The following is a 17,725-nucleotide window of genomic DNA, read 5'->3' as shown; positions in this document are numbered from 1 at the left end:
GAGACTCTCGGGAAGGCGCTACGTGAGTCCCAACGGCTCCGACCGCTCGCCGCGGCGCCCGATGCGGCGGAAGCTGCTGCAGGCACTGACCGCGGGCCTGGTCCTGGCGACCGCCACCGGTTGCACATACAAGGACTTCCCCCGCCTTGGTATGCCCACCCCGACCACGGAAGAGGCTCCCCGCATCCTCTCCCTGTGGCAGGGCTCCTGGGCCGCCGCGCTCGCTACCGGCGTGCTGGTGTGGGGCCTGATCCTGTGGAGCGTCATGTTCCACCGGCGCAGCCGCACCAAGGTCGAGGTTCCGCCGCAGACGCGGTACAACATGCCCATCGAGGCGCTGTACACGGTGGTCCCGATCATCATCGTCTCCGTGCTGTTCTACTTCACGGCACGCGACGAGTCGAAGCTCCTCAGCCTGGAGAAGAAGCCCGACGTCACGGTCAACGTGGTCGGCTTCCAGTGGAGCTGGGGCTTCAACTACATCGAGAACGTCCCGGGCTCCACCGGGAACGCCAAGACCGACCCGAACCTGGCCGCCATCCCGGACCGGTTCACGAAGGCATTCCCGGCGAACGCCGGCGGTGTCTACGACGTCGGCACCCCGGGTACGCGGAACCCGCAGACCAACAACCCCGGTCCGACGCTCTGGCTGCCCAAGGGCAAGACCGTTCGCTTCATCCTCACCTCGCGTGACGTCATCCACTCCTTCTGGGTGGTGCCGTTCCTGATGAAGCAGGACGTCATCCCGGGTCACACCAACGCCTTCCAGGTGACTCCCAACCACGAGGGCACCTTCCTCGGCAAGTGTGCCGAGCTGTGCGGCGTCGACCACTCCCGGATGCTGTTCAACGTGAAGGTCGTCTCCCCCGAGCGGTACGAGCAGCACCTCAAGGACCTCGCCAAGAAGGGGCAGACCGGTTACATTCCCGCCGGCATCGCGCAGACGAGCCACGAGAAGAACCGGGAGACGAACAACCTGTGAGCATCCTCAACGAACCCCAGGGTGCCGCCGCAGCCGACGCGTCCGACAGCGAGCTGCTGGTCAGGCGCAAGGAGCCCGGCAACGTCGTGGTGAAGTGGCTGACGACCACCGACCACAAGACGATCGGCACGCTCTACCTCGCGACGTCGTTCGCGTTCTTCCTCATCGGTGGTGTGCTGGCGCTGCTCATGCGCGCCGAGCTGGCCCGTCCGGGTCTGCAGATCATCTCCAATGAGCAGTTCAACCAGGCGTTCACGATGCACGGCACCGTGATGCTGCTGATGTTCGCGACGCCGCTGTTCGCCGGTTTCGCGAACTGGATCATGCCGCTGCAGATCGGCGCGCCCGACGTGGCGTTCCCGCGGCTGAACATGTTCGCCTACTGGCTCTACCTGTTCGGCTCGCTCATCGCGGTCGGCGGCTTCCTCACCCCGCAGGGTGCGGCCGACTTCGGCTGGTTCGCCTACTCCCCGCTGTCGGACGCGGTCCGTTCGCCGGGTGTCGGCGCCGACATGTGGATCATGGGTCTGGCCTTCTCCGGCTTCGGCACGATCCTCGGCTCGGTCAACTTCATCACCACGATCATCTGCATGCGCGCGCCCGGCATGACGATGTTCCGCATGCCGATCTTCGTGTGGAACGTGCTGCTGACCGGTGTGCTGGTCCTGCTGGCCTTCCCGGTCCTCGCGGCCGCGCTGTTCGCCCTGGAGGCGGACCGCAAGTTCGGTGCCCATGTCTTCGACGCCGCCAACGGCGGGGCCTTGCTATGGCAACACCTCTTCTGGTTCTTCGGCCATCCAGAGGTGTACATCATCGCCCTACCGTTCTTCGGCATCGTCTCCGAGATCATCCCGGTGTTCTCGCGCAAGCCGATGTTCGGCTACATGGGCCTGATCGCCGCCACGATCGCGATCGCGGGCCTCTCGGTCACTGTGTGGGCGCACCACATGTACGTCACCGGCGGTGTGCTGCTGCCGTTCTTCTCCTTCATGACGTTCCTCATCGCGGTCCCGACCGGTGTGAAGTTCTTCAACTGGATCGGCACGATGTGGAAGGGCTCACTGTCCTTCGAGACACCGATGCTCTGGACCACCGGCTTCCTGATCACCTTCGTGTTCGGTGGTCTGACCGGTGTCATCCTGGCCTCGCCCCCGATGGACTTCCACGTCTCCGACTCGTACTTCGTGGTGGCGCACTTCCACTACGTGGTCTTCGGTACGGTCGTCTTCGCGATGTTCGCCGGCTTCCACTTCTGGTGGCCGAAGTTCACCGGCAAGATGCTGGACGAGCGCCTGGGCAAGATCACCTTCTGGACGCTGTTCATCGGCTTCCACGGCACCTTCCTGGTCCAGCACTGGCTGGGCGCCGAGGGCATGCCCCGCCGGTACGCGGACTACCTGAACGCCGACGGCTTCACCGCCCTGAACACGGTCTCGACCATCGCCTCGTTCCTGCTGGGCCTGTCGATCCTGCCGTTCCTCTACAACGTGTGGAAGACGGCCAAGTACGGCAAGCCCGTCGGCGTGGACGACCCGTGGGGCTACGGCCGTTCGCTGGAGTGGGCGACCTCCTGCCCGCCCCCGCGGCACAACTTCCTCACCCTGCCGCGGATTCGCAGCGAATCCCCGGCGTTCGACCTGCACCACCCCGAGATCGCCGCGCTGGAGCAGCTTGAGCACGCCGGTCACGGCGCCGCCATCGCGGGCAGCAAGGAGGCCGGCAAGTGAAGATCCAGGGCCGGATGTTCATCTGGCTGAGCTTCTTCGTCCTGATCATGGCCGTCGTGTACGGCGTGTGGTCGAAGGAGCCGGCCGGCACCACGGCGCTCTTCCTGGCCTTCGGCCTGTGCATCATGATCGGCTTCTACCTGGGCTTCACCGCCCGGCGGGTCGACGCGGGCGCGCAGGACGACAAGGAGGCCGACGTCTCGGACGGCGCGGGCGAGCTGGGCTTCTTCAGCCCGCACAGCTGGCAGCCGCTCTCCCTGGCGGTCGGCGGCGCCCTGGCCTTCCTCGGTATCGCGGTCGGCTGGTGGCTCGTCTACTTCGCGGCGCCGCTGATCCTGATCGGCCTGTTCGGCTGGGTCTTCGAGTACTACCGCGGTGAGAACCGCACCCAGTAGGACAGCCCCGTAGCACAGCGCGTGGCGCACCGGGAGCCCGGACACTCCGTCAGGAGGGTCCGGGCTCCTCCGTTTGCCGCAGTGTCCGTCCCTCGTCCGAGGTACGCGCCGCGCATCCGGACTTTTCGCCTCATAACGTAATCATATGAATCACACTGCGCGGACCCGCACTGTCGTCAGCTGCACCCTGGTGGTGGCCGCCCTCGGCGCGGGCGTCACCGGCTGCGGCGCGGGCGGCAACGCCGCCCTGGCGACCAAGCCGTACGACGCGGCGGGCCAGATCTCCTTCACCGGCCCCACCGAGGCGGGCAAGCGGGTGGACCCGGACAAGCCCCTGGAAGTCACCCTGAAGAGCGATGAGGGCCGGATCACGGACGTCACCGCCCGGGACGCCACGGGGCGCTATGTGACGGGCGAACTCGCCGCCGACGGCGGCCGCTGGCACAGCACCTCCCCGCTGGCCGCGAACGCCCATTACACGGTCCAGGTCAGCACCGAGGACGACGACGGCGCACCCGGCCGCAAGGTCCTCACCTTCGACACCACCAAGACCACGGGCAAGAAGACCCTGGGCGTCACCTTCGGGCCCGAGGCGGGCGAGTACGGCGTCGGACAGCCCATCACCGTCCAGCTGGACCAGGAGATCAAGGACAAGGCGCAGCGGGCCGTCGTGGAGCGGGGCCTCCGGGTCACGTCGGTGCCGGCCGTGCAGGGGTCCTGGTACTGGGTCGGCGACAAGGAACTCCACTACCGGCCCAAGGAGTACTGGCCCGCCCACGCCACCGTCCAGGTGCACAGCGACCTGGACGGCATCAAGATCAACGACAAGCTCTCGGGCGGCACGACCAAGGATCTGAAGATCACCATCGGCGACCGGGTCGAGGCCATCACCGACGCCGCCACCCACCAGCTGACGTTCTACAAGAACGGCCAGGTGATCAACCAGATTCCGGTCACCACCGGAAAGCCCGGCTTCGAGACCCGCAACGGCGTCAAGGTGGTCCTGGAGAAGCAGTACTTCGTACGGATGCGCGGCACCACGGTCGGCATCGCCGAGGGCAGCTCCGACTCCTACGACCTGCCGGTCTACTACGCCACCCGGGTGACCTGGTCCGGTGAATACGTCCACGCCGCGCCCTGGTCGGTGGGCTCGCAGGGGTACGCCAACGTCAGCCACGGCTGCACCGGCATGAGCACCTCGAACGCCGAGTGGTTCTTCGACCACGTACGTCCCGGAGACGTCGTCAAGGTCGTCAACTCCAACGGCCACGCCATGGAGGACTTCGGCAACGGCTTCGGCGACTGGAACCTGGACTGGAAGAAATGGAGCGCGGGCAGCGCCCTCAACGGCGGCTCCGGCGCCCCCGCCAACCCCCAGGACTCGGTGCGGCTGCGCCCGGCGGCGGCCTGAGCGGCGACGCGGGAGCCGTACGCCCGTCCTGGCGGCTCCCGCGCCCGGAGGCCGTCTCAGGCGCTCTGCAGCCGCCGTCGGCGCAGCAGGGACGCCAGGGCCTCGGCGAACTCCATCGGGTCGACCGGCAGCGTCACCGCCGCGTCGGCCCGGCTCCAGGTGGCCAGCCAGGCGTCTTGGGGGCGGCCCATCAGCAGCAGCACGGGCGGGCAGTCGAAGACCTCGTCCTTGAGCTGGCGGCACAGCCCCATGCCGCCCATCGGCACGGCCTCGCCGTCCAGCACGCACACGTCGATGCCGCCCGCGTCCACCGCGCGCACCGCGGCCTCGGGCGTCGCGCACTCCACGAACTCCACCCGGGGCACGTCCGGGGCCGGCCTGCGGCCGGTGGCCAGCCGCACCTGTTCCCGGGTGGTGGAGTCGTCGCTGTACACCAGCACAGTGGCGGTCGGCTGCATGGTTCCTCCGAGACGTCGGCGTCGTACGGACGGGCCTTTCCGGGGCGGATGTTACTCCGCCGAACACCACGTCAACACCGGTACGACAAGCCCGGACACTCCGAACGGCACCCCCGGAGTGAGGGCGAGATAAGCGACCGACATAATGTCGGTCGTGGCGACAGCAACGACAGTAGAAACCGGGCACGCGCACCCGTCGGTCAATCGGCCGAACCTCACCAGCGTCGGAACCATCATCTGGCTGAGTTCCGAGCTGATGTTCTTCGCGGCCCTCTTCGCGATGTACTTCACCCTCCGGTCCGTGACCGGAGCGGCGCACTGGAAGGAGATGGCGCACGCGCTCAACGTGCCCTTCTCCGCGACGAACACCACGATCCTGGTGCTCTCCTCGCTCACCTGTCAGCTCGGCGTGTTCGCCGCCGAGCGCGGTGACGTGAAGAAGCTCCGCGCGTGGTTCATCGCTACCTTCATCATGGGTGCGATCTTCATCGGCGGGCAGATCTACGAGTACACCGAACTGGTGAAGAAGGACGGGATCTCCCTGTCCTCCGACCCGTACGGCTCGGTGTTCTACCTGACCACCGGCTTCCACGGCCTGCACGTGACGGGCGGTCTCATCGCCTTCCTGCTGGTACTGGGCCGTACCTACGCGGCGAAGCGGTTCACCCATGAGCAGGCGACCGCCGCCATCGTCGTGTCCTACTACTGGCACTTCGTCGACGTGGTCTGGATCGGCCTCTTCGCCACGATCTACCTGATCAAGTAGCGGGGACCGTTCCCGCACATCCAGAAGCACCGACGCAGAAGATCCTGACACCGGGGTAATCCGTGAAAAAGCTCTCCTCACGACGACGCCATCCGCTGGCGGCGGTCGTCGTCCTACTCCTCGCGCTGGCGGCAACTGGGGGGCTGTACGCCGCGTTCGCACCCGCGAGCAAGGCCCAGGCCGATGAAACCTCCCAGTCCCTGACCATCAAGGAGGGCAAGAAGCTCTACGAGGTCGGCTGCGCCAGCTGCCACGGCACCGGTGGCCAGGGCTCCTCCGACGGGCCCAGCCTGGTCGGCGTCGGCGCCGCCGCGGTCGACTTCCAGGTCGGCACCGGCCGTATGCCGGCCTCGACCTCCCAGATGGCTCAGCTCCCGCGCAAGAAGACCATCTACACCCAGGCCCAGATCGACCAGCTCGCCGCGTACGTCGCGTCGCTGGGCGCCGGCCCGAGCGTGCCCACGAAGGAGCAGTACGGCCCGGAAGGCGCGGACATCGCCGCCGGCGGCGAGCTGTTCCGCACCAACTGCGCGCAGTGCCACAACTTCACCGGCAAGGGTGGTGCCCTCACCAAGGGCAAGTACGCGCCCAGCCTTGAGGGCGTCGACCCCAAGCACATCTACGAGGCCATGCAGACCGGCCCGCAGAACATGCCGTCCTTCCCCGACACCACGATGACGGAGAAGAACAAGAAGGACATCATCGCGTACCTGCACGCGGTCAACGGCAGCGAGACCGAGAACCCGGGCGGTCTGGAGCTGGGCGGCCTCGGGCCGGTCAGTGAGGGTCTGTTCGCCTGGATCTTCGGCCTCGGCGCGCTGATCGCGGTAGCCGTCTGGGTCGCCGCTCGGACCGCAAAGGCCAAGAAGTCATGAGTAGCCAAGACAATTCTGAAGAGAACCTGCCCGCTGAGCAGGACCACGCGCACGGCGCGGTAAGCGTCGCGGACGAGAAGAACCCGTTCGCCGACCCGGGGCTGCCGCCCCACGAGCACCGGATCCAGGACATCGACGAGCGGGCCGCCGACCGGTCCGAGCGCGCGGTCGCCCTGCTGTTCACGATCTCGATGCTGGCGACCCTCGGCTTCATCGCCTCGTACGTCACCATCCCGCGTGACAAGGCGATCTTCGTCTTCCCGATCGGGCACATCAGCGCGCTGAACTTCGCGCTGGGTCTGACCCTCGGTACGGCGCTGTTCTGCATCGGCGCGGGTGCCGTCCACTGGGCGCGCACCCTGATGTCCGACGTCGAGATGGTGGCCGAGCGTCACCCGATCGCGGCGGAGCCCACGGTCCGCGCCCAGGTCTTCGACGACTTCCGTCAGGGAGCCGCAGAGTCGGGGATCGGCCGTCGCAAGCTGATCCGCAACACCATGTTCGGCGCGCTGGCCCTGGTGCCGCTCTCCGGTGTCATGCTGCTGCGCGACCTCGGCCCGCTGCCCCACAAGTCGCTCCGCCACACGCTGTGGGCGAAGGGCAAGCTCCTCGTCAACGTGAACACCAACGAGCCGCTGCGTCCCGAGGACGTGGCCGTGGGCTCGCTGACCTTCGCCAAGCCCGAGGGCCTGGAGGAGACCGACGAGGACTTCCAGAACCAGATCGCCAAGGCGGCCCTGATGATCGTCCGGCTCCAGCCGGAGAACATCAAGGACAAGCAGGAACTGGCGTGGTCGCACGAAGGCATCGTCGCCTTCTCCAAGATCTGCACCCACGTCGGCTGCCCGATCTCCCTGTACGAGCAGCAGACGCACCACGTGCTCTGCCCGTGCCACCAGTCCACCTTCGACCTCTCCGACGGCGCCCGGGTGATCTTCGGTCCCGCCGGTCACGCCCTGCCCCAGCTGCACATCGGCGTGAACGACGAGGGTTACCTCGAAGCGCTCGGCGACTTCGCGGAGCCCGTCGGTCCTGCATTCTGGGAGCGCGGATGAGTACTGCGAACAACGACGCTTCCCGCCCCGGCGGGAAGGCTCCGGCCGGCGAGCGCATCGCCGACTGGGCGGACGGCCGGCTGGGGATCTTCTCCCTGGCCAAGGCCAACATGCGCAAGGTCTTCCCGGACCACTGGTCGTTCATGCTCGGCGAAGTGTGCATGTACAGCTTCCTGATCATCATCCTCACGGGTGTGTATCTGACGCTGTTCTTCCACCCGTCGATGAACGAGGTGGAGTACCACGGCAGTTACGTCCCGCTCCAGGGACAGCTCATGTCGGAGGCGTTCAGCTCCACGCTGCACATCTCCTTCGACGTGCGCGGTGGTCTGCTCATCCGGCAGATCCACCACTGGGCCGCGCTGATCTTCCTCGCGGGCATGTTCGTGCACATGATGCGCGTGTTCTTCACCGGCGCGTTCCGCAAGCCGCGTGAGGTCAACTGGCTGTTCGGCTTCCTGCTGTTCGTCCTCGGCATGTTCACCGGTTTCACCGGTTACTCGCTCCCGGACGACCTGCTCTCCGGCACCGGTGTGCGCTTCACCGAGGGCGCGATCCTGTCCATGCCGATCGTCGGCACGTACATCTCGTTCTTCCTCTTCGGCGGCGAGTTCCCGGGCCACGACTTCGTGGCGCGGTTCTACTCGATCCACATCCTGCTGCTGCCGGGCATCATGCTCGGGCTGATGGTGGCTCACCTGATCCTGGTCTTCTACCACAAGCACACGCAGTTCGCGGGTCCGGGGAAGAAGGAGACCAACGTCGTCGGCATGCCGCTGCTGCCGGTGTACATGGCCAAGGCCGGAGGCTTCTTCTTCCTGGTCTTCGGTGTCATCGCCGTCATCGCGGCCATCGCGCAGATCAACCCCATCTGGGCGATGGGCCCCTACCGGCCCGACCAGGTGTCCACCGGCGCCCAGCCCGACTGGTACATGGGCTTCGCCGAGGGTCTGGTCCGCTACATGCCGGGCTGGGAGATCAACTTCTGGGGCCACACGCTGGTCCTGGGCGTCTTCATCCCGCTGGTGCTCTTCGGTGTCGTGCTGATGGCCATCGCGGTCTACCCGTTCATCGAGTCCTGGGTCACCGGCGACAAGAGCGAGCACCACATCCTGGACCGCCCGCGCAACGCCCCGACGCGTACCGCGTTCGGTGTCGCCTGGATCACGGTCTACATGATCGGTCTCGTCGGCGGTGGCAACGACCTGTGGGCCACCCACTTCCACCTGTCGATCAACGCCGTGACCTGGTTCGTCCGCATCGGCTTCTTCGCGGGCCCGGTGGTCGCGTTCATCATCACCAAGCGGATCTGCCTCGGCCTCCAGCGCCGCGACAAGGACAAGGTGCTGCACGGCCGCGAGACCGGCATCATCAAGCGCCTGCCGCACGGTGAGTTCATCGAGGTGCACGAGCCGCTCAGCCAGGAGCAGCTGCACACCCTGACGGCGCACCACCAGTACGAGCCGGCCGAGATCGGCGCGACGGTGGACGAGAACGGTGTCGAGCGCAAGGTGACGGCGTCGCAGCGACTGCGCGTCAAGCTGTCCAACGCCTACTACGGCGAGGACAACCAGATCCCCAAGCCGACCGTCGAGGAGTACAAGGAGATCACGAGCGGCCACGGCCACCACTGATCCCCGCGTCGCCACACGCACGAAGGGCCCCCTCCGGATTCCGGGCGGGGCCCTTCGCCCTGTTCGGGCTGGATAGGGTGGGGGTGGGCACCCGCGTGCCCCCCGTACGAGGACTTTTCACACCAGGAGCGGCTGATGAGCGCTGTGACCCCCGCTGGAGGCGACACCGCGGCGGGCCGTTCCTGGCCCGTCGTACTGAACTCCCTGCTGGAGGGCGAGGACCAGAGCGCCGACGCGACCGCCTGGGCGATGGACCGGCTCCTGCGCGGCGAGGCGACCGACGCCCAGATCGCCGGGTTCCTGGTCGCGCTGCGCGCCAAGGGCGAGACGGTCCAGGAGATCACCGGCATCGTCCGGGCGATGTACGACCACGCGAACACCATCGAGGTGCCGGGCCGGACCGTCGACATCGTCGGCACCGGCGGCGACGGCGCCAAGACCGTGAACATCTCCACGATGTCCTCGATCGTGGTCGCGGGCACCGGCGCCAAGGTCATCAAGCACGGCAACCGCGCCGCGTCCTCCGCCTCCGGCTCCTCCGACGTGCTGGAGAAGCTCGGCGTCAACCTGGAGCTGACCCCGAAGCGGGTGGCCGAGGTCGCGGAGGAGGCGGGGATCACCTTCTGCTTCGCGATCAAGTTCCACCCGGCGCTGCGGCACGTGGGCGCCGCGCGCGGCCAGCTCGGCATCCGTACGGTCTTCAACGTCATCGGCCCGCTGACCAACCCGGCGCGGGTGCGGTCGCAGGCGGTCGGGGTCGCCAACCTCGCCATGGCGCCCATCGTGGCGGGCGTCTTCGCCGAGCGGGGCAACTCCTCCCTGGTCTTCCGGGGCGAGGACGGGCTCGACGAGCTGACGACGACCTCGCCCTCGCGGGTGTGGATCGTGCGCGACGGCAAGGTCACCGAGGAGGTCTTCGACCCGCGTGACGTCGGCATCGAGCTGGTCCCGGTGGACGCCCTGCGCGGCGGCGACCCGGCGTACAACGCGGAGGTCGCCCGCAGGCTCCTGGACGGCGAGACGGGCCCCGTACGGGACGCGGTGCTGCTGAACTCCGCGGCCGCGCTGGTGGCCCTGGACCCGACCGGGGCGCCCCTGGCGGACCAGCTGCGCGAGGGCATGGCACGGGCGGCGGAGTCCATCGACTCCGGGGCGGCCCGGCGGACGCTGGAGCGGTGGGTGGCGGCGACGAACCGCTGAGGCGGCGGTGACGAGCCGCTGAGGTTCCGGCGGTGCCCGCGCGGCCGGCGTCCCGCGATCCGGACGCCGGTTGCGCGAACCGCCGGGCCCCCGCTAGCTTTTTGATCAGGTCACGAGTGACAGCCAACAGGCCCCGGCCGGCTGTCCGGCAACCCTCCGTCCGTGGCGGGGTGCCCCGGGTGAGGACCAGGCCGTAGGCAGCGAGGTCTACGGCAAGCGCGGTCGAGGGAGCCTTCCTTGAGCAAGCGAATGCGTTAGGGCCGCAGAGCCCCGCCTCCGCACGCCCCTTCTTCTCTTCCCGAGTTCGCCGCGTGCCGGGCCTTGTCGTACCCGCGCGCCGACTCCGGGCTTTCTCACGGGAGTTGACCCCTCATGTCCGTGCTCACCGCTGCCCCCGCCGTCCTCGCCCCGCTGCCCGTCCTCGGGTCCGGGGTCACCGTCCCGCTCGTCACCGGCGGCGAGGTGGAGTACGCCGCGCTGGACTACGCGGCCAGTGCCCCCGCCCTCCGGCGCGTCTGGGACGACGTGGCCGCCTACGCGCCGTACTACGGCAGCGTCCACCGGGGCGCCGGGCAGCTGTCCCGGCTCTCCACGGAGCTGTTCGAGAACGCCCGCCGCACGGTCGCCCGGTTCCTGGACTGCCGGGCCGACGACCAGGTGGTGTTCACCCGCTCCACCACCGACTCGCTGAACCTGCTGGCCCGGGCGCTGCCCGCCGGGTGCGAGGTGTTCGTCTTCGAGACCGAGCACCACGCGGCGCTGCTGCCCTGGCCGCAGGACCGGGTCACCGTCCTCGCCGCGCCCCGCAGCCCCAGGGCGGCCGTGGCCACGCTGGAGCGGGCCCTCGCCGCGCGGGACACCGCCGCTCCGGCACTGGTGTGCGTCACCGGGGCCTCCAATGTCACCGGGGAGCTGTGGCCGGTGCGCGAGCTGGCGGCGGCCGCGCACGCGCACGGCGCCCGGATCGTCCTGGACGCGGCCCAGCTGGCCCCGCACCACCCGGTGAGCGTGCGCGAGCTGGACGTGGACTGGGTGGCCTTCTCCGGGCACAAGCTGTACGCGCCCTTCGGCTCGGGTGTGCTCGCCGGGCGCGCCGACTGGCTCACGGCCGCCGAGCCGTACCTCGCGGGCGGCGGGGCGAGCCGCCGGGTCGTACGGGGTGCGGACGGCCGCGTCGAGGTGGAGTGGCACGAGGGCGCCGCCCGGCACGAGGCGGGCTCCCCGAACGTCATCGGCGCCTACGCCATCGCCTCCGCCTGCGCGGCGCTGGAGGAGGCGGGGCTCGACCGTCTGGCCGAGCGGGAGGCGGTGCTGATCCGCCGGGTGCGCGAGGGTCTCGCGGAGGTGCCCGGCGTGCGCGTCCTCTCCCTCTTCGGGGACGACGCCCCGCGCGTCGGCGTGCTGTCCTTCGTGGTGGCCGGCTGGAACGGCTCCCGCCTGGCCGCCGCGCTCTCCGCCGAGTACGGCATCGGCGTCCGCGACGGCCTCTTCTGCGCCCACCCCCTCCTGCGCACCCTCCTCGACGGCACCCCCGACACCGACGCCGACTGCGGCACCCCGGACGCCCCCCTGAACGCGGTCCGCGTCAGCTTCGGCGCGGGCACCCCGGAGGAACACGTCGACCGCTTCGTGGCGGCCCTGCGCGAACTGGTCGAGCACGGCGCGAAGTGGCGCTACCGCACGGAGAACGGGCAGTGCGTCCCGGAGTCCTGACGGGCGTCCTTCCGGGTCCGGCCGGCGGGGTGAGAAGTCCGACCGGCGAGGCTGCCGCCTCCTCGCGCCGTCCCGGCGGCGCGGGCGGCTGCCACGGACCGGCCGCCGGGCATCCGGCGCGGAGTGCGGCCGGCCGCGAGGGCGCGCCGCCGGAGGTGGACCGTCGAACCGCCGGAGGCTCTAGTTGTCGAGGCCGATCGCGAACGCCGCCTCCAGGTCGTGCTGGGAGTACGTGCGGAAGGCGACGTGGGTGTCGGTGCCCTCGACGCCGGGGATCTTGCTGATGCGGCCGGGGATGACCTCGGCGAGGTCCTCGTGGCGGGCGACGCGGACCATGGCGATGAGGTCGTAGGTGCCGGTGACGGAGAAGACCTCGCTCACGCTGTCCAGCGCGGCGATCTGCTCGGCGATCTCCGGAATCCGGTCCACGCTGGTCTTGATCAGGACGATTGCGGTGATCACGGCTGCTTTTCTCCCTCGGGCGCCGGGGCCGGAACGGCCTTCACTCTAGCCCGCCGCCCGTACCGCACCCACGCGTAGCCGAACCCCAGGCAGAAGCCGACCACGTGGGCGAGGTAGGCCACCCCGGGTCCCTCGGGGGCGCGGGAGGCCGCGAACCACTGGAGGGCGGCCCAGAAGGGGAGGACCACCCAGGCCGGGAAGCGCAGGGGGAGGAAGAAGAGAAAGGGGAGCAGACTGGTGACACGGGCGCGCGGGAAGAGGTGTAGGAAGGCGCCGAGCACCGCCGAGATCGCCCCGGAGGCGCCGACCAGGGACTGTTCGGAGGTCGCGTTGGCGAGCGCGTAGCCCAGCAGGGCGAGATAGCCGCAGCCGAGGTAGAACAGCGTGAACTCGACCCGGCCCATCCGCTCCTCGGTCATCACCCCGAAGACGAGGAGGAAGAGCATGTTGCCGAGCAGATGCACCCAGCTCCCGTGCACGAACAGCGCCGTGGCCGGCGTCAGCACCTCCCGCACCGGCCCGGCGAACAGCTCGGCCGGGATCACCCCCCAGTGCCGGAAGTACGCCCGCTGCGCGGCCGGCAGCGCCTCCCCCGTGCCGTACGCCCGGGTGAGACCCGAGGCCGGGCCCAGGGCGAAGAGCAGACAGCACAGGGCGATGAGGCCGTACGTCATCGGGGCCGGGGAACTCCGGACCGCTCGGAAGGTCCGCCCCGCACCCGCACTCCACTCTCTGATCATGAATACAGAGCATGACGTAACCGGACGCACCGGTACACACCGCCTCGCCGCCGTGGACGGACGGGCGACGGATGCCCCGCAGGCCGTAGGGTTACGAGCCACACGCGTCGGTGCACGGCGCGCACGGACCCGAGAAGGAAGCGAACAGCCACGATGACGGTTCCCCCGCCGACCGCCACGACGCGATGGCGCTGCACCCTCTGCGGCAACCTCACCCGGTTCGACGTGACCCGCTCCTCCAAGGTCGTCGAGTACGTCCATCTCGACCTGGCCGGGGAACCCACCGTCGAGGAGCGCGAGGTGGTCAGTGAGACCATCGAGTCGGTCCGCTGCCGCTGGTGCAACGCGGTGGACCAGGTGGAACTCGTGGACAGGCCGGGCGCCGGCTCCTGAGCGGAGCGGCCCGCGAAGACAGTAGAGGCATTGGGGTGTGACGGATGGTGGAGACCGGGGGCGGGGGGCCGGACGACGGCACCGCCGAGGTGCTTGACCGTCCGCTGCCCGACGGCGTGCGCCGGCGGGTCGTGCAGATCGTCTCGGACGCCTTCGGCTCGCTGACCCTGGCCGAACTGCCCGCCCAGCTGCGGCAGTACGCCCGCTTCGCGCCCAACCGCCGGGCCAAGTTCGCCGGCAACGCGATGGCCGCCGCCCTGGAGACGGACCGGCTGTTCCGCCAGCGGGTCGGGGAGCGGTACAGAGAGACCCAGCCGGAGCTGTCCGGCGCCCTGGACTCCGGCTCGCCGCCCCCGGCCGCGGACCCGCTCGACGTGGCGGCCGCGGCCTATGTGCTGCGCCCGGCGGGCTGGGTCAAGCTGGTCACGGCGGCCGGCGAGGAGGCCCAGCGCGCCGACGCGGAGCGGGCCGACGAGGAGAGCCGGGCCGAACTGGAGCGGCTGCGCGAGGAGTTGGCGCACGCCCGCGAGCACACCCGCACCGAGACCGAACGGCTGCGCACCGAGCTGGACTCGGCCCGCAAGGAGTCCGAGTCGCTGCACCGCAAGCTGCGTTCGGCGCTCAGCGACGTCAAGCGCGGGGAGGCCGCGCTGCGCAAGGCGCGGACCGAGATGGACACGGCGCGCGCCGAGGCGCAGGCCCAGGTGTCGGCGGCCGAGAGCGAGTCCCGGCGGCTGAAGGCCCGGCTCGGCGAGGCGGAGGCGGCCCTGGAGGCCACCCGCCGGGCCGCCCGCGAGGGCCGCAGCGTCGAGGACATGCGGGTACGGCTGCTGCTGGACACCGTGCTGGAGTCGGCGCAGGGGCTGCGCCGGGAGCTGGCGCTGCCGCCGGTCTCCGTGCGCCCGGCCGAGACCGTGGACGCGGTGGAGCCGGGGCGTATGACCCCGAAGGACATCGCGGCCCGCGCCCTGTCCGAGCACGACCCGGCGATCCTCGACCAGTTGCTCGCGCTGCCGCAGGCGCATCTGGTCGTCGACGGCTACAACGTCACCAAGACCGGCTATCCCCAGATGCCCCTGGAGAAGCAGCGGCTCAGGCTCCTCGGCCAGCTCTCCGCGCTCGCCGCGCAGACCGGCGCCGAGGTCACCTGTGTCTTCGACGGCGCCGAACTGGCCGCGCCGGTGCTGCTCGCGCCGCCGCGCGGGGTCCGGGTGCTGTTCTCCAAGCCGGGGGTCACCGCCGACGAGCTGATCCGTCAGCTGGTGCGGGCCGAGCCGCCGGGCCGGCCGGTGATCGTCGCGTCCACGGACCGGGAGGTCGCCGACGGAGTCGCGCGTTCCGGTGCCCGTCCCGTGGCCTCTGCGGTACTTCTCAAGCGACTGTCCTGAAGGGCGCCTTAAGGGCAACGGACGTACACATTGCCCGAATTGAGGGCAAAGATGAACGACGTTGGGTCAATCCTGCGTCACTTCTTGTGAGTTGAGTGCAAAAAATGCATGGTGGGTTTGGATTTTTTGCTGTGAGGATTTGAACTGATCACGGCGAGGTCACTAGGGTCAGGGCTCGAACCTCCTAGCGGGTGATCACTCACAAGAAGGAGTTCCAACTCCGTGGCGTCCCACCGTCGACCCAAGCAGCCGAACCGCACGCGTGTCACCGTGCTGACCGCAGCGGCCGCCGCCGCTGTCGCGCTGAGCGCGAACGCGGCCAACGCGGCCCCGACCGAGAAGCTCGGCAAGAGCGAGGTCAAGGCGAAGGTCGACAAGCTCTACGAGCAGGCCGAGCAGGCCACCGAGAAGTACAACGGTGCCAAGGAGAAGCAGGAGAAGCTCCAGAAGGAGATCTCCACCATCCAGGACAACGTCGCGCGCGGTCAGCAGGACCTCAACAAGCTGCGCGACGGCCTGGGTTCGATGGCCACCGCCCAGTACCGCTCGGGCGGCCTCGACCCCTCCGTGCAGCTCTTCCTCTCCTCGGACCCGGACGACTACCTCGACAAGGCGTCCACGATGGACCAGTTGAGCGCCCAGCAGGTCGAGGGTCTGAAGAAGATCCAGGACAAGCAGCGCGAACTGGCCCAGGAGCGCGCCGAGGCCACCGAGAAGCTCAAGGACCTCGCCTCCACCCGCACCGAGCTGGGCAAGAAGAAGCAGGAAGTGCAGGGCAAGCTCGCCGAGGCGCAGAAGCTGCTCAACACCCTGACCGCCAAGGAGAAGCAGGAGCTCGCCGACAAGCAGGCGCGCGCCGACCGCTCCTCCGCCGAGCGCGTCCAGCTGGGCGGCAACGTCAAGGGCTCCGGCTTCGCGGGCGCCGCGTTCTCCGCCGCCCAGAGCCAGATCGGCAAGCCGTACGTCTACGGTGCCACCGGCCCCTCCTCCTTCGACTGCTCGGGTCTGACCTCGTGGGCCTACGCCCAGGCCGGCGTCACCATCCCGCGCACCTCCGAGCAGCAGGCCAACATCGGCACCCGCATCACCTCGGTGAACGACCTCCAGGTCGGCGACCTGGTCTTCTTCTTCAACGACATCCACCACGTCGGCCTCTACGCGGGCAACGGCCAGATCCTGCACGCCCCGCGCACCGGCACGGTCGTCCGCTACGAGTCGATGAGCACCATCGGCGGCCCGTTCATGTTCGGCGTCCGCGTCTGACGAGCCCTCCGAACGGGCGAATCGCACCACCGCCCGGCGACCCCGCGCCCCGCCCCTGACCTGCGTCGGTGGCGGGGCGTCACCGTGCGTGTCCACGAGGGTCTTTGGCCGCCGCCCTGCCTTGCGGTTATGGTCTGGCGCGTTTCCCCGGCGGCCTGGGTCTCCCCGTCCCCGGTGCCGGGGGAGCGGTCATGTCCGCCAGCGGAAGGACTGCCGTGGGGGCCCATCGCCGCCTCGCCACCACCGGATGCGACCGGGGCACCGCCGCCCTGTGCGTGCTGTCGGCCGCGGCCGCCGCGCTCGGCGCCGTACCGGCCCACGCGAGCCCGCACCCGAACCCCCGGGCCGAACTGGACCGGCTCTACGCCGAGGCCGAGCGGGCCACCGAGGCCTACGACCGGGCCGACGAACGCGCCGGCACCCTGCGCCGCGAGGTCCACCGCGCCCAGGACCGCCTCGCACGCGACCAGCAGAAGGTCAACGACCTGCGCGAGCAGCTCGGTTCGCTCGCCGGGGCCGAGTACCGCTCCGGCGGCCTCGACCCGTCCGTCGCCCTGTTCCTCTCCGCCCGCCCCGAGCACTACCTCGACCAGGCCTCCGTCCTCGACCGCGTCGGCACCCGGCAGGCCGGACAGCTCCGCGAGCTGCGGACCCGGCTGCGCGAGGTCGCCCAGGAGCGCGCCGAGGCCGCCGGGAAACTCGCCGATCTCGAACGCGGCCGCGCGGCCGTCGCCCGGCACAAGCGCGCCGTACGCGCCAAACTCGCCGCCGCCCGGCGCCTGTTCGACTCCCTGCCCGCCGCCGAGCGCGCCGCCTACGACCGCGCGGGCCGCTCCGACCGCCCCGGCCTGGACGCCCTGCTCGGCACGGGCGCCCCCGACGCCCGCGCGGCCGCCGCGCTCGCCGCCGCCCGCTCCGCCCTCGGCCGCCCGTACGTGTGGGGCGCGAGCGGCCCCTCCTCCTTCGACTGCTCCGGCCTCATGCAGTGGGCCTACGCCCACGCCGGCATCCAGCTCCCGCGCACCTCCCAGGAACAGCGCTTCGCCGGCCGCCGCGTCTCGCTCGCCGAGGCCCGCCCCGGCGACCTCGTCTTCTACCGCGCCGACGCCAGCCATGTCGCGATGTACGTCGGCCACGGGCAGGTCGTCCACGCCCCGCACCCCGGCGCCGCCGTCCGCTTCGACCCGGTCGGCATGATGCCCGTCTCCTGGGTGACCAGGCCCTGAGCCGCCCGGCCGGTGCTCCCCACCCTCTACGATCGGA

The 17,725-nt window shown here is 69.8% G+C and carries 17 protein-coding genes and 1 riboswitch; of the genes, 14 read left to right on the top strand and 3 right to left on the bottom strand.

The window, feature by feature from the left end:
• Window positions 1–22 precede the first annotated feature (22 nt).
• From coxB to AB0898_RS20905, 4 genes are all read left to right on the top strand, one after another.
• Entirely contained in the window at window positions 23–982 is a 960-nt protein-coding gene (gene coxB / locus AB0898_RS20920; RefSeq protein ID WP_366804437.1) for a cytochrome c oxidase subunit II, read from the top strand.
• Window positions 979–2,709, top strand: a complete 1,731-nt coding sequence (gene ctaD, locus AB0898_RS20915; RefSeq protein ID WP_366804436.1) for a cytochrome c oxidase subunit I — start codon at window positions 979–981, stop codon at window positions 2,707–2,709. Before coxB ends, ctaD begins: the two co-directional genes overlap by 4 nt.
• Window positions 2,706–3,104, top strand: a complete 399-nt coding sequence (locus AB0898_RS20910) for a cytochrome c oxidase subunit 4 (protein ID WP_366804435.1) — start codon at window positions 2,706–2,708, stop codon at window positions 3,102–3,104. Before ctaD ends, AB0898_RS20910 begins: the two co-directional genes overlap by 4 nt.
• A 145-nt stretch (window positions 3,105–3,249) precedes the next feature.
• On the top strand, window positions 3,250–4,515 hold the full coding sequence (locus AB0898_RS20905; RefSeq protein ID WP_366804434.1) for an Ig-like domain-containing protein: 1,266 nt from the start codon (window positions 3,250–3,252) through the stop codon (window positions 4,513–4,515).
• Between the two features lie 56 nt (window positions 4,516–4,571).
• Here the strand turns inward: AB0898_RS20905 and AB0898_RS20900 are convergent, their stop codons facing one another.
• Window positions 4,572–4,973, bottom strand: a complete 402-nt coding sequence (locus AB0898_RS20900; protein WP_366804433.1) for a hypothetical protein — start codon at window positions 4,971–4,973, stop codon at window positions 4,572–4,574.
• 145 nt (window positions 4,974–5,118) lie between these two features.
• On the opposite strand from AB0898_RS20900, the gene AB0898_RS20895 reads away from it, so the two are divergent.
• The 6 genes from AB0898_RS20895 to AB0898_RS20870 all read left to right on the top strand — a co-directional run bounded on the left by AB0898_RS20895 (window position 5,119) and on the right by AB0898_RS20870 (window position 12,216).
• A complete protein-coding gene (locus AB0898_RS20895; protein WP_199583405.1) occupies window positions 5,119–5,739 on the top strand; it encodes a heme-copper oxidase subunit III in 621 nt (206 codons plus the stop codon).
• A gap of 62 nt (window positions 5,740–5,801) precedes the next feature.
• On the top strand, window positions 5,802–6,614 hold the full coding sequence (locus AB0898_RS20890; protein ID WP_366804432.1) for a c-type cytochrome: 813 nt from the start codon (window positions 5,802–5,804) through the stop codon (window positions 6,612–6,614).
• Window positions 6,611–7,669: a Rieske 2Fe-2S domain-containing protein gene (locus AB0898_RS20885; RefSeq protein WP_366804431.1), complete on the top strand. Its 1,059-nt coding sequence runs from the start codon at window positions 6,611–6,613 to the stop codon at window positions 7,667–7,669. Before AB0898_RS20890 ends, AB0898_RS20885 begins: the two co-directional genes overlap by 4 nt.
• Entirely contained in the window at window positions 7,666–9,303 is a 1,638-nt protein-coding gene (locus tag AB0898_RS20880) for a cytochrome bc complex cytochrome b subunit (protein ID WP_366804430.1), read from the top strand. The genes AB0898_RS20885 and AB0898_RS20880 overlap by 4 nt, the downstream gene beginning before the upstream one ends.
• 135 nt (window positions 9,304–9,438) lie before the next feature.
• Complete coding sequence (gene trpD / locus AB0898_RS20875) at window positions 9,439–10,503, top strand: anthranilate phosphoribosyltransferase (protein ID WP_366804429.1); 1,065 nt, start codon at window positions 9,439–9,441, stop codon at window positions 10,501–10,503.
• Between the two features lie 108 nt (window positions 10,504–10,611).
• Window positions 10,612–10,728: riboswitch (SAM riboswitch) on the top strand.
• Window positions 10,729–10,875: 147 nt separating this feature from the next.
• Window positions 10,876–12,216 (top strand): aminotransferase class V-fold PLP-dependent enzyme, encoded by a 1,341-nt coding sequence (locus AB0898_RS20870; protein ID WP_366804428.1) that lies wholly within the window; start codon window positions 10,876–10,878, stop codon window positions 12,214–12,216.
• Between the two features lie 180 nt (window positions 12,217–12,396).
• Here the strand turns inward: AB0898_RS20870 and AB0898_RS20865 are convergent, their stop codons facing one another.
• Together AB0898_RS20865 and AB0898_RS20860 are read right to left on the bottom strand one after the other, a co-directional pair.
• Window positions 12,397–12,678: an Lrp/AsnC family transcriptional regulator gene (locus tag AB0898_RS20865; RefSeq protein ID WP_199583392.1), complete on the bottom strand. Its 282-nt coding sequence runs from the start codon at window positions 12,676–12,678 to the stop codon at window positions 12,397–12,399.
• Window positions 12,675–13,418 (bottom strand): rhomboid family intramembrane serine protease, encoded by a 744-nt coding sequence (locus tag AB0898_RS20860; protein WP_366804427.1) that lies wholly within the window; start codon window positions 13,416–13,418, stop codon window positions 12,675–12,677. Before AB0898_RS20860 ends, AB0898_RS20865 begins: the two co-directional genes overlap by 4 nt.
• Window positions 13,419–13,571: 153 nt before the next feature.
• Here AB0898_RS20860 and AB0898_RS20855 point away from each other — a divergent pair, with 153 nt between their 5' ends.
• The 4 genes from AB0898_RS20855 (at window position 13,572) to AB0898_RS20840 (ending at window position 17,688) form a co-directional block, all read left to right on the top strand.
• Entirely contained in the window at window positions 13,572–13,811 is a 240-nt protein-coding gene (locus AB0898_RS20855; protein ID WP_366804426.1) for a hypothetical protein, read from the top strand.
• A gap of 44 nt (window positions 13,812–13,855) precedes the next feature.
• Window positions 13,856–15,199, top strand: coding sequence for an NYN domain-containing protein (locus AB0898_RS20850; RefSeq protein WP_366804425.1), 1,344 nt, complete (start codon window positions 13,856–13,858; stop codon window positions 15,197–15,199).
• A gap of 222 nt (window positions 15,200–15,421) precedes the next feature.
• Window positions 15,422–16,462 (top strand): NlpC/P60 family protein, encoded by a 1,041-nt coding sequence (locus AB0898_RS20845; RefSeq protein ID WP_366804424.1) that lies wholly within the window; start codon window positions 15,422–15,424, stop codon window positions 16,460–16,462.
• A 215-nt stretch (window positions 16,463–16,677) separates the two neighbouring features.
• Window positions 16,678–17,688 (top strand): NlpC/P60 family protein, encoded by a 1,011-nt coding sequence (locus AB0898_RS20840; RefSeq protein WP_366804460.1) that lies wholly within the window; start codon window positions 16,678–16,680, stop codon window positions 17,686–17,688.
• The last annotated feature ends 37 nt before the right edge of the window (window positions 17,689–17,725 follow it).

The sequence above is a fragment of the Streptomyces sp. NPDC005435 genome (assembly GCF_040703155.1).
GTDB lineage: Bacteria > Actinomycetota > Actinomycetes > Streptomycetales > Streptomycetaceae > Streptomyces.
This window is presented reverse-complemented; position numbering and strand designations above follow the sequence as displayed.

Bases quoted from the DNA above. Each gene is read 5' to 3' on its own strand.
- AB0898_RS20905 (WP_366804434.1), top strand. From the start codon at position 3,250: ATGAATCACACTGCGCGGACCCGCACTGTCGTCAGCTGCACCCTGGTG.
- AB0898_RS20900 (WP_366804433.1), bottom strand. From the start codon at position 4,973: ATGCAGCCGACCGCCACTGTGCTGGTGTACAGCGACGACTCCACCACC.
- AB0898_RS20895 (WP_199583405.1), top strand. From the start codon at position 5,119: ATGTCGGTCGTGGCGACAGCAACGACAGTAGAAACCGGGCACGCGCAC.
- AB0898_RS20885 (WP_366804431.1), top strand. From the start codon at position 6,611: ATGAGTAGCCAAGACAATTCTGAAGAGAACCTGCCCGCTGAGCAGGAC.
- AB0898_RS20880 (WP_366804430.1), top strand. From the start codon at position 7,666: ATGAGTACTGCGAACAACGACGCTTCCCGCCCCGGCGGGAAGGCTCCG.
- trpD (WP_366804429.1), top strand. From the start codon at position 9,439: ATGAGCGCTGTGACCCCCGCTGGAGGCGACACCGCGGCGGGCCGTTCC.
- AB0898_RS20870 (WP_366804428.1), top strand. From the start codon at position 10,876: ATGTCCGTGCTCACCGCTGCCCCCGCCGTCCTCGCCCCGCTGCCCGTC.
- AB0898_RS20860 (WP_366804427.1), bottom strand. From the start codon at position 13,418: ATGATCAGAGAGTGGAGTGCGGGTGCGGGGCGGACCTTCCGAGCGGTC.
- AB0898_RS20855 (WP_366804426.1), top strand. From the start codon at position 13,572: ATGACGGTTCCCCCGCCGACCGCCACGACGCGATGGCGCTGCACCCTC.
- AB0898_RS20850 (WP_366804425.1), top strand. From the start codon at position 13,856: ATGGTGGAGACCGGGGGCGGGGGGCCGGACGACGGCACCGCCGAGGTG.